At 59.4% G+C, this 15,539-nt stretch carries 13 protein-coding genes and 1 tRNA gene; 10 read left to right on the forward strand and 4 right to left on the reverse strand.

Features of this window, described 5'->3' with window-relative positions:
• The first annotated feature begins 376 nt into the window (after positions 1-376).
• The gene (locus TA3x_RS09850; RefSeq protein ID WP_435020696.1) at positions 377-778 is read left to right on the forward strand and encodes a hypothetical protein; all 402 of its coding nucleotides are present in this window, start codon (positions 377-379) and stop codon (positions 776-778) included.
• Positions 779-813: 35 nt separating this feature from the next.
• Complete coding sequence (locus TA3x_RS09855) at positions 814-2,058, forward strand: glutathionylspermidine synthase family protein (protein ID WP_435020698.1); 1,245 nt, start codon at positions 814-816, stop codon at positions 2,056-2,058.
• A 22-nt stretch (positions 2,059-2,080) separates the two neighbouring features.
• Here TA3x_RS09855 and TA3x_RS09860 read toward each other — a convergent pair whose 3' ends face one another.
• Positions 2,081-2,950 carry a sigma-70 family RNA polymerase sigma factor gene (locus TA3x_RS09860; RefSeq protein WP_435020700.1) on the reverse strand — a complete coding sequence of 290 codons (870 nt, stop codon included), beginning with the start codon at positions 2,948-2,950 and terminating at the stop codon, positions 2,081-2,083.
• A 637-nt stretch (positions 2,951-3,587) separates the two neighbouring features.
• Between TA3x_RS09860 and TA3x_RS09865 the strand changes: the two genes are divergently transcribed.
• The 4 genes from TA3x_RS09865 to TA3x_RS09880 all read left to right on the forward strand — a co-directional run bounded on the left by TA3x_RS09865 (position 3,588) and on the right by TA3x_RS09880 (position 7,747).
• The gene (locus TA3x_RS09865) at positions 3,588-3,908 is read left to right on the forward strand and encodes a hypothetical protein (protein ID WP_435020702.1); all 321 of its coding nucleotides are present in this window, start codon (positions 3,588-3,590) and stop codon (positions 3,906-3,908) included.
• Positions 3,909-4,198: 290 nt separating this feature from the next.
• Positions 4,199-6,148, forward strand: a complete 1,950-nt coding sequence (locus tag TA3x_RS09870) for a hypothetical protein (protein WP_435020704.1) — start codon at positions 4,199-4,201, stop codon at positions 6,146-6,148.
• Between the two features lie 107 nt (positions 6,149-6,255).
• Positions 6,256-6,326: transfer RNA gene (locus TA3x_RS09875), tRNA-Gln, on the forward strand.
• A gap of 149 nt (positions 6,327-6,475) precedes the next feature.
• Complete coding sequence (locus TA3x_RS09880) at positions 6,476-7,747, forward strand: tyrosine-type recombinase/integrase (RefSeq protein ID WP_435020706.1); 1,272 nt, start codon at positions 6,476-6,478, stop codon at positions 7,745-7,747.
• Here the strand turns inward: TA3x_RS09880 and TA3x_RS09885 are convergent.
• Together TA3x_RS09885 and TA3x_RS09890 are read right to left on the reverse strand one after the other, a co-directional pair.
• Entirely contained in the window at positions 7,727-8,011 is a 285-nt protein-coding gene (locus TA3x_RS09885; protein ID WP_435020710.1) for a hypothetical protein, read from the reverse strand. The genes TA3x_RS09880 and TA3x_RS09885 overlap by 21 nt on opposite strands.
• A 495-nt stretch (positions 8,012-8,506) precedes the next feature.
• The gene (locus TA3x_RS09890; protein WP_435020712.1) at positions 8,507-9,430 is read right to left on the reverse strand and encodes a hypothetical protein; all 924 of its coding nucleotides are present in this window, start codon (positions 9,428-9,430) and stop codon (positions 8,507-8,509) included.
• Positions 9,431-9,865: 435 nt separating this feature from the next.
• On the opposite strand from TA3x_RS09890, the gene TA3x_RS09895 reads away from it, so the two are divergent.
• Entirely contained in the window at positions 9,866-10,552 is a 687-nt protein-coding gene (locus TA3x_RS09895) for a hypothetical protein (protein WP_435020714.1), read from the forward strand.
• A 65-nt stretch (positions 10,553-10,617) separates the two neighbouring features.
• On the opposite strand, the gene TA3x_RS09900 is transcribed toward TA3x_RS09895, so the two are convergent.
• Positions 10,618-11,148 (reverse strand): hypothetical protein, encoded by a 531-nt coding sequence (locus tag TA3x_RS09900; RefSeq protein WP_435020716.1) that lies wholly within the window; start codon positions 11,146-11,148, stop codon positions 10,618-10,620.
• Positions 11,149-11,374: 226 nt separating this feature from the next.
• Between TA3x_RS09900 and TA3x_RS09905 the strand changes: the two genes are divergently transcribed.
• The 3 genes from TA3x_RS09905 to TA3x_RS09915 all read left to right on the forward strand — a co-directional run bounded on the left by TA3x_RS09905 (position 11,375) and on the right by TA3x_RS09915 (position 15,394).
• A complete protein-coding gene (locus tag TA3x_RS09905; protein WP_435020718.1) occupies positions 11,375-12,415 on the forward strand; it encodes a DUF4365 domain-containing protein in 1,041 nt (346 codons plus the stop codon).
• Positions 12,416-12,460: 45 nt separating this feature from the next.
• Positions 12,461-13,597 (forward strand): hypothetical protein, encoded by a 1,137-nt coding sequence (locus TA3x_RS09910; RefSeq protein WP_435020720.1) that lies wholly within the window; start codon positions 12,461-12,463, stop codon positions 13,595-13,597.
• 414 nt (positions 13,598-14,011) lie between these two features.
• A complete protein-coding gene (locus TA3x_RS09915; RefSeq protein WP_435020722.1) occupies positions 14,012-15,394 on the forward strand; it encodes a DNA primase family protein in 1,383 nt (460 codons plus the stop codon).
• Positions 15,395-15,539: the final 145 nt, after the last annotated feature.

A 15,539-nucleotide genomic window follows, 5' to 3' on the forward strand; every position in this document is an offset into this window, starting at 1 on the left:
TTGAATCGATCGGGCTGGCGTGCTTGATTCTGCTCGCCACTGGAGGGTAATTCGAGGGGTTTCCCGAATTATTGTCCGGCGACCGGGCGGAGTGCCGTGGAAATCCCCGGCCCGATCCCGGCGGGAGGGCCCGCCCGATCCGCCGCCGGCCGGGCCATCCCGGATCGAACCGGGGGCGGCCCAAGGGCCTTGCCCGCCCCATTCCTACGAGATTCGTCCTTGCAAGTTCCGTTCATGCCTGCGATCCTGGCAGGATCTCGCGCCAGTCATCGGCAAATGTTCGCCCCGTCCGGGCGAAGAGGATGGTGAGTCAGGGGTTCGCGACCCTCAGGAAATCCTCCCGATAGGCCGCCTCCTCGATCGAAAGGCATCCCCCATGGGCCGATCCTCGAAATCGATTTCCCTGGTCCTGATCGGGCCGGCCCTGCTCGGCTCGACGATCGCGGTCACCGGCTGCGCCCCGGCGGTGGAAGAGGAAGCGGTCCAGTGGGATTGGGTCGTTGCCGAAGGGGATGAGCGGGGTGATAACTGGGGCACGCCCGAGCAGATCGCCCAGGAATCCAGCCATGCCGGCAGCACGACACATTCGGGCCACCGGGGCAACGTCGGCGGGCTGATCGGCGGTTTCCTCGGGGCTCGCGCCGCCTCCTCGGCGTCGCGGGGCGGCGTCGCGCCGGCACCGTCGCGCGGCGGCACCTCGACCCCCTCGCACGTCGGGACCCCGTCGTCCCGGGGTGGGTTCGGATCGAGCGCCGGGCACTCCAGCGCCTCCTCCTGATCGAGACCGCCCGACCGAACCGACGAGGACCGCCGATGCTCCGCGTCCCGATCTCGCCCCGCGCCGACTGGCGGAAACGCGTCGAGGCCCAGGGCCTGCTGTTCCACACGATCGACGACGAGGCGTACTGGGACGAGTCGGCCTATTACCTGTTCGAGGCCGACGAGATCGACCAGATCGAGCGGGCCACCATCGCCCTCGACGCGATGTGCCTGGAGGCGGTCGACTCCATCATCGAGGATGGCCGGCTCGAAGACCTCGGCATCCCCGCCCCGTTCCACGACTTCGTCGCCCGGAGCTGGGAGCGCGACGAGCATACGATCTACGGCCGGTTCGACCTCGCGTTCGACGGCTCCGGGCCGCCCAGGCTGCTCGAATACAACGCGGATACCCCGACGGCCCTGCTCGAAGCGGCCGTGATCCAGTGGTTCTGGGCCAGGGACATCGTCGGCCCGGCCGGCCTGGGCGGATCCGGGCCGATCGACCAGTTTAACAGCCTCCACGAGCGGCTGATCGAGGCGTGGGGCCGGGTCCGCCGCGAGCTGGGCGGCCGGGCCGTGTTCGCGGCGGTCGGCGATGCCGTCGAGGACGTGATGACGGCCACCTACCTGCGCGACACCGCCATGCAGGGCGGGATGCAGACCGAGGCGCTCGACGTCTCCCAGATCGGCTGGCATGCCGGCCGCCGCTGCTTCACCGACCTCCGCGAGCGGCCGATCGAGGTCCTGTTCAAGCTCTACCCCTGGGAGTGGATGCTCCGCGAGGCGTTCGGGCGGCACCTCCCGTTCGCCGCGACGCGCTGGCTCGAACCGCCCTGGAAAATGATCCTGAGCAGCAAGGCGATCCTGCCGATCCTGTCGGACATGTTCCCGGACAGCCCCTTCCTGCTCCGCGCCGATTTCGAGCCGATCGGCCCGACTCAGGTCATCAAGCCGATTCACTCGCGCGAGGGGGCCAACGTGCGGATCGTGGAGCAGGGGAGGGTGGTCGCCGAGACCGGGGGCGACTACGACGACGGCCCGAAGGTCTACCAGGAATACTGCCCGCTCCCCGACTTCGATGGCCGGCGCCCGGTGATCGGGAGCTGGATGGTCAACGGGCACGCCTGCGGGATGGGGATCCGCGAGGACGACGGCCCGATCACCGGCAACGCCAGCCGGTTCCTGCCGCACCTGTCCCGACGGTCGCCGGGGATCAAGCCGCCGGGCGGCAGCCCGAAGGGGGCGTCCGCCGGCGGCCCGAATACCGACCCGCTCTACGATCGCTGGATCGACCCCTGACCGGCCGCCGGCCCGCTTCCGGTCAGTTGCCGAGCTTCCCGCCCTCGCCCCGATCCGAGGAGAGGTGCGACACCAGCTTGGAGAGGGCCAGGCTTTCCAGCTGGCGGACCCGCTCGCGGGTGAGGCCGAGGTTCTCGCCGATCTCCCGGAGCGTCATCGGCGAATAGGGTTCCAGGCCGAACCGCATCCGGATCACGGCGGCCTCGCGGTCGTCGAGCTGGTCGATCCGCGAGAAGATCCGCTCCAGGTCGTCGGCCTCGCCGAGCAGGTCGTCGGGGGGGCGGATCCGTTCATCGGTCAGGACGTCGTCGATCATGAATCCGCCGTCGTCGTCGCCCCCCTCCGGGCGCTGGATGAGGTTGTTGACGCGGATGGCCTTGGTGACGATCCCGACCTTCTTCTTGGAGAGCTTCAGGGCCTTGCCCACCTCCTCGGGCGTCGGCGCGCGGCCGAGCCGGTCGGTGAGCACGGTGGTGGCCCGGCGCCACTTCGAGAGCAGGCTGACCATGTAGGCCGGCAGGCGGATCGGCTTGCCGTTGTTCATCACCGAGCGGCGGATCGACTGCTTGATCCAGTAGCTCGCATAGGTGCTGAACCGGGTCTCCATCATGCCGTCGTAGCCTTCGACGGCCCGCATCAGCCCCAGGTTCCCCTCCTCGATCAGGTCTTCGAGCGACAGCCCCTTGCCGAGGTATCCCCGCGCGATGTTGACCACCAGCCTGAGGTTCGCCTTGACCATATGCTCGCGGGCATAGGGGTCGCCCAGGGCCACGCGTTCGGCCAAATCTTTCTCCTCGACGGCCGAGAGCAATGCCGTCGAGTTGATCTCGTGGAGGTAGATCTGCAGGGGTGAATAGGACGAGTGATCACGATGAAGCCCGCGGGGGGTCATCTCCGAATTCCTCCTGGTGTGTCGTCCCCCGCCCGGTCGACACTGCAAGGCCCGGGGTCCGATTCCAATGCTGATCCCGCTCCTCGGGGGCGAATTCGGCCCGGGTTACGGGCACGACGACCCCGACATCGGGAACCTAGGACGCGATTATTAAGCTGTCAACGCGCCCCGGCCGAATTGTTTCGGACGGCCGACGAGGGGTGCCAATGAGACCTGACATCGCGGCCGGCGGGCGTGACATCAATGATTCGATTCCATCTTTTATGTGGCTCCGCTCATCGATAATGTCCCGATTTGGGCCGTTTGCATGACATCGGCCCAGCCCGCGCGGAGACACCCGCGATCCGGTCAAAATCTGGCCTGATCGGAACTCGTCGATGACAAGATAGGGGTGACTTGTCTGGTTTCGGCGGCTTTGACGCATCCTGGCAGTTGGAGTGTTCTGGGTAATTCACGTCGATAACGTTCATTCCGGGGCCGGAACCTGGCCGATGATCGTGATGTCTCGGGCGGTGCGACTCGAAAGGTCGTGGACAGGGCGATGGGCGTGGTCCTGCGGGGACGACTTCCTCGGCCTGTCCGTCCTCGGGCCGGAACGGATTCCGGTACGGTCGAGCCTTCCAGGAAAGGATCTACGATGACCCGGATGAAATGGAATTTGGTGCTGGCCGCTGCGGTCGCCTCGGGCGTGGTTGGTTGTGCCCAGTGCGATACGTGCGACGACTTCCCCGCGCCTTGCACCGGGCCGAACTGCGGCCACGAACATGCCCCGATGGGCTACGCCGCGCCGACCATGGCCTATTCGGCCCCGGCCACGGGCATCCCGGCCGGGCAGCCGGGCCTGGCCCCGGCGGCCGACGACGATGCGGCCGGCCCCGCCCCGGCGGTCCCCTCGCCCACGACCCCGCCCGCCCCCGAGACGACCAGCCCTCCCGCCCCCATGGACCCGTCCGCATAATCCCGGTTCGATCCCAAGATTCCCTCCCTCGTGCCGAATCGCGTGGGAGGGAGTCTCGCGGCAACTCCTTGGGGCGGCCCGTTTCATCGTCTCGCCGCCCCCCGGGGAAGCCCGGGCCTCGTACCCCAAGCCAGGTAATCACCTTGATTTGCGATTGACGGCCGTTGAATCCCACCGGAGAATACCCTGGGATCGATCCCGACCGAGGTTCGACGACGGCCCCCTCGCAACGTCCCACCTCCGCGTCGCCCGATCGGCCCGCCGATCGTTAACCCGGGGCCCAACCACACATGAAGCGAACGCTCGCCGCCGTCATCTTGCTGGCCGCCCTCGGCGTGTTGTTCAAGCTCGCCCTGAAAGAAGGGGCCCCGAGCGGTCCCCGGGTGCCGGCGCCGGTCGGGAAGGTCTCGCCCCGGGCGATCGACCATGAGGCGGAGCTGCTGGCCCGCTACCCCAACGATCAGGCCCTGGTCCGCCGGGTCTACGAGGCGTATCGCCAGAACGCCCTGGCCGTCGAGGCGACCGATGGCCTCCGGGGGCTCACGATGCTCGACGCCCTGGGCGTCGAGGCGATCTACCTCTACGAGAGCCACCCCAACGATTTCCGACGCCTGCGCGACGCCCTCACCGACGCCTCTGCGGCGGACATCTTGCTCCACTGGCGCGATTACTTCGGGATGAAGCGGGCCGACGACACCGACCGGAAGACGGTGATCGCCGAGATCGCCCGGCTCTCGCCTTCGCAGCGTCGGGTCGCCGCCAAATACCCCAACGCCCTCGCCCTGTTCCTGTCCGATCCGGTGGGCGTGACCGAGCTGGTCGAGCGGTGGTCGGGCGACCCCGAAGACCTGGCGGATGCACTGGCCCTCCTGTCGTTCATCAGCCTGGAGACCGGCTCGGCCGACCTCCGTGCGGCGTTGCGGACGCTCGACGAGCACGGGCCGCTCGCCCTGGACGCCTATCGGACCCAGGGGCTCGATGGCGTGGCGCTGGTCAAGCTCTACGGTTCCATCCTGGACGCCGTCGGCGATGCCCTGCCGCTGGACCAGGCCCTGATCCTGCTCCGGGTGAATGCCGACTATGTGGACGAGCTGATGCTCAGCCACCCGGTCGAGACGATCGCCGGCCACCTGCGGCACATCGCGGCCGCCGGGTTGGTGGACGAGGTCGGCGGCAACCCCGACGCCCTGCGGCTGGTCGTCGAATTCGGCGAGCGGGGCGAGCGGGCCCTGACCCAGGCCGGCCCCGACGCGGCCGATGTCGTCTTCGAGGATTTCAGCGACGCCACGCTCCGCGTCCAGGCCGTCGAGGCCCTCGCCGAGCACGGGCCGATGGCCCTGGCGATGCTCGACAAGTACGCCGCCGACTCCGGCTTCCGCGAGATCCTTCGCGCCCACGGCGCCGCGGTGATCCCGCCGATCGCACGGGCCGACTCCGCCCCCGAGGCTCTCGCCCTGCTCAAGTCGAAGCCGCGCTGGACCTGGTCGGAGCGGCTGGCCAAGCATGTGCTCGCCCTGTCGGGCGACAATGGCCAGGCGACGATCCGGCTGATCCAGAAGGACGGGCTGGCGCGGGTCGCGGAGCTGGAGTCGACCGAGGTCCAGTTCCAGCAATTCCTCCCCCTCTACGACATGGTCCACCTGGCCAACGTGGCCGCCCGCGGCCAATCCCCCACCTCGGGCGAGATGGCCTGGGCCCTGATCGACGGCTGCTTCGTGGTCCTGGACGCCCTGAGCCTGGCGGCCGTGCAGCCCGAGGGGGTCGTGGCGGCCGAGGCGGCCCGCTCCGAACTCCGATCGGTGGTCAAGCAGGCGACCCGCGCCGCCGGCCGCGAGGCGGTCGAGGACGCCACCTCGGACATCGCCAAACTCGCCGCCCGGCGTGGGGTCGCCGAGGGGGCGGAGGCCACCTCCGCCCGGCTGGCCCGGTGGTGGGCCGTCCGCGCCGCCGGGGGGACCTACACCGTCCTCCGGCAATTCCCCGAGGCCTTGCCCAAGCTCTCCATCCCCGAGATCGCCGACCTGGGCCGTGCCTTGTGCGCCAAGGCCAACCTTCGCCTGAGCACCTGGGGCCCGCTCCGCATCCTGGAACAGGCCGGCCAACTCGCCTCCTCGGTCCCTCCGGGCCGGGGCCTCAAGTACGTCGCCGTCCAGTTCGGCCAGGCCACGGTCGGGGTGATCGGCATCCGCAAGATGGAAGAACACCTCTCCAGCCGACGTCCCCAGCCCCCTCCGGGCTGACTCGGATGGTGAGCCGAAATCGAGCTTGCACCCTTCGGCCTGGGTCGCTATGATCTCAATCCTGTGACGCGTCGCTCGCAACTTGCGAGCGGCCCGGCTCGATCGACTGGGGAATGGTGTAACGGTAGCACGACTGCCTCTGGAGCAGTTAGTCTAGGTTCGAATCCTAGTTCCCCAACTACGCTAAGTCGTTCAGTGACTTAGCTTTGCCTCCTGCCATGATCCTGGTGCCCTAGATTTCTGGGGCAAATCTAGGACAACGTCGGTTTTGCGTCCTAATTTGGGTTTGTGGGATCACTCCCACGCTCGATCAGGAGGCATGACCTAATGGCTTGGCACGAACTCGATAAGGCCAGCGGTTTCTACCGCATCGGGTTCTATTTCGGCGGCAAGAAGTTCTTGCGGTCGAAGACTCTCAAGATACGGGACATCAAGCAGGCGGAAGCTAAGTGTGGCGTCGTCGAACAGACGATCCGTTACTTGGATGATGGCATGCTGGCTGTGCCGGAGGGTGTTGACCCGGGTGAGTTCATTTTGAGCGGTGGCAAGTTGACGGCTAAGGCCGTCACCATCACCCCGGTCAAGGAACTCACTCTAAAAGAGATGTTCGATTTGTACGGGGCGAGCGTTCAATCCAAGGAACGGTCAACGCTCGACACCGAACGAATTCACAGGAAGCATCTACTGCGAATCCTCGGGCCGGAAACCATCGTTAATCGGATGGTTAAGAAGGATGTCCAAGCCTACATCGATAAACGGGCCGGGGAAACGTACGAGCGTACGGGCCAGAGAACCACGCGACAGACCATTCAGAAAGAAATCGGGACATTGAGCGTGATCTGGAATTGGGCCCGGGAGTCGAGGCAGGAGGGCGAAGTCAAGACGGCACCCCCAATCCAGAAGTTGGCATTCCCCAAAGGGAACAAAAAGGACCCTTTTCGGTCATGGGACGAATGCGAACGGGAAATCCTGTTGGCCGGGCTGGCGGGGAGATCAACTAGGACATTAACGAAGCTTGAAAAGTCCACATTCGGCAGGATTTGGGAATCCTTATTTCTGTCGGAGGCCGAAATCCTCGCCGTCATCGATCAGGTCCGCGAGATGAAAGCCTTCCCCATGTTCGCGTTCGCGGCCTACACGGGGGCCCGCCGAAGTGAGATGTGCCGTTCGGAGATCAGCGATGTCAACTTCGACAGCGGAAGGATCAAAATTCGCGAGAAGAAGCGGGATACATCAGTCACGGTAAGCTACCGATTTATCCCGCTTCACGATGATTTGCGTGCAATCATGATTGCCTGGATTGCCAAGCACCCCGGTGGGAGGTTCCTCTTCACTGGTCAAGATGATCGGCCACTCACCAAAATCATGGCGAGTAAGCGATTCCGGTCCAGTCTGAACGGGAGTCGATGGCATGTCCTTCACGGATGGCACGTCTTCCGCCACTCATTCGCGTCGAACTTGGCCAGGCAGGGCGTGCCTCAGACCCACATCGATGAACTGATGGGGCATGAAACCGAGGCGATGCGGGAACGGTATCGTCATCTGTTCCCGCAAGACCTGGAACAGTCGGTTGGCAGGTTATTTTCTCGCGGGAAGTAGACCTTCCCGATCATAACGATCGGCTTCGGCGTGCGGGATGGCCCATTTCTGGGATCGTCCTTGGCCATCTCGCCGCTTAATGCCCAGCAACCGTCCCGCATTCAAGTTATCGCGGACTGTCTTTGGCTTCATACCCTTCAACTTGGCGAACTCTTCAGTCGAGTAGAAATCCTTGACAGGCTGGCGGTTCACCAAATCTTCAACATGCCCACGGATCAATCGAACTTCATTGATAAGATTCAGGATCGCGGCTTCAACGTTCATAACAATCTTGGGTTCAAAGAGTACCAAGTTTCCTACACATTAGTATGGGTCAAGCGACCTAATCCTTGAACGCTCTCATTATAGTTCGCGTTCGAGTTGACGCCAACTTTGCGAACGAATTGCGTCCAGATGATCAATATGGAATCCCATGACTCGCGATGGTCTCGCTTAATAGCATTCATGCAGCCATTGCCTTCGTCATAGAGACGAAGAACGGAGGCAGGATGAGTTGTCCACGAATAAGGAACAACCAGTCAATCGCTTTGTGATTATACATGCTGCCGTAAGGCCATGAACGTGAGGTGTGTCGGCAAATACGACTCACGTTCCCCTGTAGCTACCGCCGCATCCCATCCGCCCCTTTCGCCCCATCTCAAGCGACGACGGCCCACGGAGGCCACTAGACGCCTTCGTGCGTGGGGGGTATTGGGACGATTCTTCGGTCTTGGCGAAACGCAACCTCGTCTGATTATAATCGTGCCATACAGAGATCACTCACCGCTTTGGAATGTTTTTAGCAACAGCCTCAATGAATGACTTGTAGATATCGTTTTTTTTGACTTCCAACTCCCGCCTTACATCGCTCTCGTGATTTCCTAAGATGAAGCTGTCGTCATTATACACATTCCGTAAAATTTCTTCGAAATGAACCAGAAATGCAGAGAACCCATTTGTATCCATGATTTGTTGGACGTGACGAAATTCTTGACGCTGGCTTTCTGTTTCGCTCAATTCATCCAAAGTGTTCATCAATCGCGAAGCGGAAAAGTTTCGGGCGAACTCTTGTCGAGTTGATGGGTCTCGGTGCAGACGATACTCAATCCATTCCTCGAAAGCCCGACTTCCGTGGCGTAGTGAATTCGCAAGGCGGACTGATTCCTCGTCTTTTTTGGTAAGTTCTTCGCGGCCAGCGATGGCATCACCGAGATTTCTTCGTAAAGAGTCGAGTGCAGCTTCAGTTAGTGGCTGGATTTTAAGGGCTTTCAATCGAGGCGGAACTCCACCCTCAAGTAACAATTTGAATTCATCGAAAACGATGATGCGTAAATATTTCAAAGCCTTCTCATTTGACATGGCGACTTGAACATATTCCAGCATAGGTTTAGCCGCAGAAAGTCGCGATGCAAATTTACTTGATACGTAGCTTTCGAGTAACCGTTGAGATACAGCAAAATTCCCCGATCGGGTTGCCTCAATCGCCATATCAAACTGTTTCTCTGCAAATTGTTTCGCTCTCACTTCGTTCGCTTGTTCAAGCAATCTATGCACCACTTCCAAGGCATTAGCGGCGGATGCATCTAACCGATTTTCCCCTGCGATATCTATAGCTTTTTCGCAGTATGTGCGGGTTTCATCCCAATTGCGATTTGTTGCGGATTCGGTTGCGAGTGCGGCGGTATTCACGATGGCCTGATTCATCTCTCTTTCTTTTCGTGCCGCATTACTCATTCCGATCGAGATATAGAATACCAATATAATTAAACATGAAATACCAAAAAACATTATTAGGGCAACGTTTCCACGTCGAATTTGCTTTGGCATGACTATTCATCTCAAAACTAGAGGGCTTTGATAAGGAATGTGCTGGTTGTAGAAATCCCCAAACCGTAGCGGCCCCGTGGCAATTTCCCGGCTTTGGTGCTTGGGATGTAGCATCCCAAGGCCCGTTGCAGATGGTATCGGATGCGGAACAGTAAGGCGAGAGGCGTGCGTCCGGTAGATGATGGGAAGGATAGGCAGAGGCGGCAAGTGGGGCAAGACACAATCAATGCCCTCTGCCATTCGGGAACTCGATGGACGGGACGTGTCCTGATACGATAGGCCGTCGCCCCCCACTCTCCCGAGGAACCTCTGATGCGAACCGCGACCTTTGCCGCGATGTTACTCGTCTTCGGCGTCTGTCCCACACAGGCCCAGTTCGGCGGCGGTGGCCTGCCCGCCACCCCCCTCATCGACCCGGCCGAAGCGAAGTTGCTTCAGATCGAACAGGACACGGACGAGACTTTGTTGCGTGAGGCGTTACTGGCCCTCGGCAAGAGGGAGTTGCGGCGACCTTCCGAGAGGGGAAGCAAGGCAGAGGAACAGGCCGCTACCGATGCCCTGAATGAGTTCATCCAGGCCAAGAAAGTCGCCATCATCGAACGGGCGGCGAAGATGAATCCGAAGCCCGCCGTCGCGAAGGTGGCCAACCGCCCCGCAAACCCGGCCGACCCGGCGAAGAGTGAAGAAATTGAGAGGTTGAAGGTCCAGGTCCAGCTACTCCAAGCCCAGGTTTCTTATTCCCAGCAAGGACTCGCCGAGGCCATCGACAACCTTGCCAAAGCCGAAGTCGCGACGGACGATGAGGAAGGTCATAAAGACAAGGTTGACACCGCACGCAAGAAGTTCGAGGCAATCCAAGCGAAACATGTCGAATTTAGCAAGCGACTAAAAGATGAGTTCGGGAAGTTGACCGAATTGAACCCGCAATCGGCCTATGGGTTCGGCGGGATGGGCGGAATCGGCGGAGGTGGTATGGGGGGCATTGGCGGAATGCAATGATGGTCGCCGTGAAAGAAGAGAGGCAGGGGCGGCTATGGTGCGGCCCCCACTCCATTATCTGAGACTTAGTGCGTCGATTGCGGCACCACTGGGGGGTCTTTGGGATACGGTGGTGGGCCGGAATCCTGTGGGCCCGGGTTGGAGGGTGTGGGTGATTGGCGAAACCCCTTCGTCGATGGCCGAGTAGGTGTGGACTGCGGCAATGACAGAAGCGGGTTCGACTCGATGGGGGCTAGTTCCGGTCCTTGAGGGTCGGTCAATTCGTCGGGACTCAACTGGCCAGGACGAACCGGCCGACGTTTCGCCTCGGGATCGGACTGTGGATTAAGTTGAACGACGAGGGCTTTGGCTTCCTCGCCGTTGAGGAAGAGAGGCGGAACCCCATGAACGAAATAGACTTCCGTCCGGCCATCTCTGCTTGAGATGTAGGCGATGTGGGCCTTGTTGATAAGATGACGGCCCGCCTTGATGAAGTCGCCGGAATCCATCAACGTCTCGCGGACGATGGTTCGACCGGCGTTCTGGCCAAGCGTCGGCAACATCATACCGCCCGATAGCAAGGCGACGGTCCCAATTGCGATGGTCAACTTCTTCATATCGGCGACTCCCTCCGGTAAGCTGGGGATCAAAAGCTAAGGGCATCGTAACGGCGGCAGGTGGCCCAGTCTATTGAGAGATTAGGTCATCAGGGTGTTGTCATTAGCTAGCAACTTATTGGAGATCGGACAAACCAGAGAATCACATCAAGAACATCTATAGTTTATTAAGTTTGCAATTCCTTGTTACATTCGATTAATAACATGCGAGGTTACAGAGAATGCAATGACACCAAAAATACCACCAAACCGATCGACTGGAAGGGCCGGCGTCAACGCCGCACGTAGCTTGTTCGAGGCTTGCAACTATGTCTTCCAAGAAATAGAACTTGGAAATGATTTCGGCAAAGATGCTTACGTCGATCTGGTCAATGGGAGGGAAGTCACGGGGTTGTGCGTTGCGTTGCAAATAAAATCGGGCGAATCCTTTCGACGATCCAAAGGGTATGCTATCCCCATTGAGGGGCATTATGAAATCTGGCGTAATTCCTCGCTGCCGATTGCCGGCATTGTGTTTGACCCATCGAATGACAAGCTGTTCTGGTGCAATATATCAGAGTTTCTACAGGCTACTGTTGGTGAAAAACCGACGTCAATTCCCGTTGACGAGATAAACGTACTCAATCGCGACTCATTGGAAACAGCCTTTAAACCTAACATGCGGGAGACAGCGGGACGCCGATCGGTCGGGGCTTCACTTTTGAGACTATTTAACACTACGGATAACGAAATTGTCTCGGCCATCTCAGAGTGTTTCGCAATAGGTCGTTATGAACCCAGGGTGCTTATAGTTCTTCGTTATCTATTAAACGCCTTGAATGGGGGGCCGTTAAACTACGCAATCCATATTTTATCCCATGTCACTCCCCACCCAGACATTTTCTGGGGAAAACACAATTGGATTCCCGAAAACGTATGCAATGCCGTCTTGCCTTGTTTCAATTGGTCACACTATGAACTTTGCAGGTTATTTTCGACGGCCGAAGATCATATTTGGCAAAGAGGTAGTTTCGTCGAAAGTCTATACATGATACTCGTCCAAGACCGAAAGATTTCAGAAAAGATGGAAAAGGTAGCGTTGGCTTTTCTTGATGCTGGCAACGAAGAGTTGTCATTCAGGGCACTCTACCTGGTTGTTTATTGGGCGGATGATTGCCGCTCGAAATATGTTGAGTTAGTAGCCAAGGAACCTAGGTTTGGCGAATCGTATATGGCAGCGGAGTTAGAAATGATTTTGGATGAATACGGGGAAATCGGCCTTTTTTGAATTGTCTTCTTGAATGGGTTTGGTCATTAGTTACGGAATCTCAAAATGATGAATTACTGGCTAAATCTCTTCACAGGTAAAACCTGGCGGGAGTTTCAAGAGGCAGGAGCGACCACCAGCGGATTCCGAGAGAACAATTGGGGTCGCACAAAAGGGATTCGGCAAGGCGATATTCTCCTATGCTATTTGGTAGGCGTCAAACGTTGGGTCGGGCTTCTGGAAGTTGCAAGCGAACGACGCCGCGACGAGTCGCCAATCTTCGCCGAGGAAGTCTTTCCTGTTAGGTTCACGGTGAAGCCGCTTGCGGTCCTGAAGCCCGAGTATGGCGTCTTGATGGACTCTCTAGCGGGCAGGTTGACCTTCTTCCCTCCTAACGGTACGTCAAGGCAATGGTCGGGCATGGTGAGAGGGTCACCCACCCGGTACAAGACCGAAGATGGGGAGGCCATCGTTGCGGCAATCCGGGATGCCGTGGAAAACCCAGTTTCTCGGCCTGTAGATTCCAAGAAGCTTGAACGCCCCGCAAACCTCTATAAGTTGAAGGCCAAGGCAGGGGATGAGGAAATCGAAACAATTGTCAGCATACCTTCCAAGGAAGACGAACAACCCCCTCAAGCTGCCGCCAAAGAACCCGAGGATGAGGGGCCTTCACATACGGAGATCCAGTGGAAACTACTGAATCTCGGGTCGCAGATGGGTCTCAACGTGTGGGCACCCCGAGCGGACAGGGGCCGGATGTGGGGCACTAAGAAAGTAGGCGACATCCCGAATATGCTGGCGAACTTGCCGACACAGTTCGATGAGGGTACGACAAGGACCATCGAGAACATTGACGTGCTGTGGATGGCGGGCCAGGCCATTGCGGCGGCATTTGAAGTAGAACACTCGACGACGGTCTACTCGGGGCTGTTGCGGATGTCCGACTTGCTGACCATGCAACCTAACCTCGACATCAATCTCTACTTGGTCGGGCCCGACGAGAGGTACGCCAAATTCGCCAGAGAAGTGGCACGGCCCACCTTCGCATCTCGCCGCAAGCCGCTCCATACACTCTGCGGCTTCCTGCCCTACTCGAAGTTGTGCGAGCGAATCGAAGAGACGAAGAATGTGATTCGTTTCTTGAAGCCCGAGTTCATAGACGAAATCGCCGAATTCTATGACCCGGCCGATGACATCGATTAATTTTGTGCCACATGATAATTGTTCGGACTGCTGATCAAGTCATCGTGATGAGTGAGAACCGTTTGTTGTTGGCGTTCAAATTTCCTTTGCGACGGATTCGTCTCGTATCCGGCAAAGGCGAGATGAGTTTCAACATGCCCTCACTGTGGTTCAGATGATTTATGAAAGTTCTGTCAAATATCCCATTTGCCCGTGCCATATCAGATTATCAAGAATAGGGCAATTTAGATAATATAGGGCGTCCTGGCTACCATATAATTTATGTTGGTTTGCATCCGCAACATTTTTACGGATACAGGATTGACTTTGGGTTTGATCGTCCTAAAGATTCATCCAACGGGCAGACACATGCATATTGTGATCCTCCCCCATATTTGATTTGGCATGATCGTTTCATCTATTTGAAGGGACACCATGAGTATTGGCGTCTATAACGAGTCCACGCCCTTCGCAGTTGGTAATCTTCACGATCCCAAGAACGCTTTGGGGTTGGCACGAAGTTTTAGTTCCACTCATCAGTGGATCATCCGCCACCATGACGGGCAGTGGTGGGCTTGGGAAGGCAGGAGGTTTGTGGTGATCACGCAAGACCGGATGGTGAGCGAGGTTTATAAGTGGGTTGAGTCGTTGGGGGCGTTCCCCCCTAATGATTCGGTCGTCAAGCGGGTTGTGAAGGCCCTAGCGGCAATCACCGAATCACCGCTCGGCACCACGATGCCTTGCTGGCTAGCCCCAGGGAACAATCCCGACCCCGAGTCCATCATCCCCTTCGCCAATGGCCTCTTCGACATCGACTCGGCTAAGGCTATCCCGCATACCCCGGCATGGTTCTCGGCGAACTGCCTGCCCCACCCTTTCGACCCGTGGGCCCAATGCCCCGCCTGGGAACGTTTCGTCGATGAAGTCTTTGAGGGGGATCTGGAGCGGATCCACGCCCTCTCCGAGTGGTTCGGCTACAACCTGACCCGAGACATCCGTCAACAAACATTCGCCTTGTTGGTGGGGCCTCCCGCCTCGGGGAAAAGCACGACGCTGCGGGTGCTGGGAGACATGCTGGGCCATGAGAACGTAGCGACCCCGACCCTCACGACGCTCTGGCGGTTCTACGGGATGGAGACGATCCATACGAAGATGGCCGCAATCATCGGGGATGCCCATCTTGAAAACAGAGGCAAGGGCATCGCGATCCTTGAGAAGTTGAAGTCGGTCGTCGGCGGGGACCGCCAGAACATCGATCTCAAGGGCCGGCAGGAGATCGCCAACGTCGTGGTGCGGGCCCGGTTCACGATCGCCGTCAACGAGTTGCCCCAATTCCCCGACTCGGCGAATGCGTTGCGGCGGCGGATGCTGGTGATCCCCTTCAACAGAAGCTTCAGGGGCAGCGAGGATCGCGACCTAGGCGACCGACTCGCCGCAGAGATGCCGGGCATCGTAGCATGGTCGATGAGGGGGCTAGAGCGGCTGCGCCACTCGGGAACCTTGACTCGGCCGAAGGCGGGCAATGCCATCCTGGATGATCTGGATCATCTCGGGTCGCCCATCAAGGAATACCTCGAAGATTGCTGCGAGATCGGGCCGAACCTGATCATCCGCAGCCAAACCCTTTGGGAATCCTGGGTCGAGTGGTGCCAGGCCCACGGTTATAAAGCCGGCAACAGCGGACAATTCGGGGCGATGCTAAAAGCGGCGGAACCTGGAATCGACCGGGTACGGCATGGCAGGGATGAGCGAGGCAACCAGATTCGATGCTACCAGGGGGTGACTTTGCGGCGGCTGGTGCGTCCGACATCCGTTTGAGTCCGTGAGTCCGGTGGGGCCGATAATTTCGGTGCAAGGATCCTCGATCCCGCGTCGATTTGCCCTGACTCACCGGACTCACTCGCTTGATATGCATGCCCACTCATTGTTTTGCGGTTAAAACACCCGCCCGGTGTATTCTATG

Source organism: Tundrisphaera macrotermitis (assembly GCF_051175315.1).
In the GTDB taxonomy this organism is placed as follows: Bacteria; Planctomycetota; Planctomycetia; order Isosphaerales; family Isosphaeraceae; genus Tundrisphaera.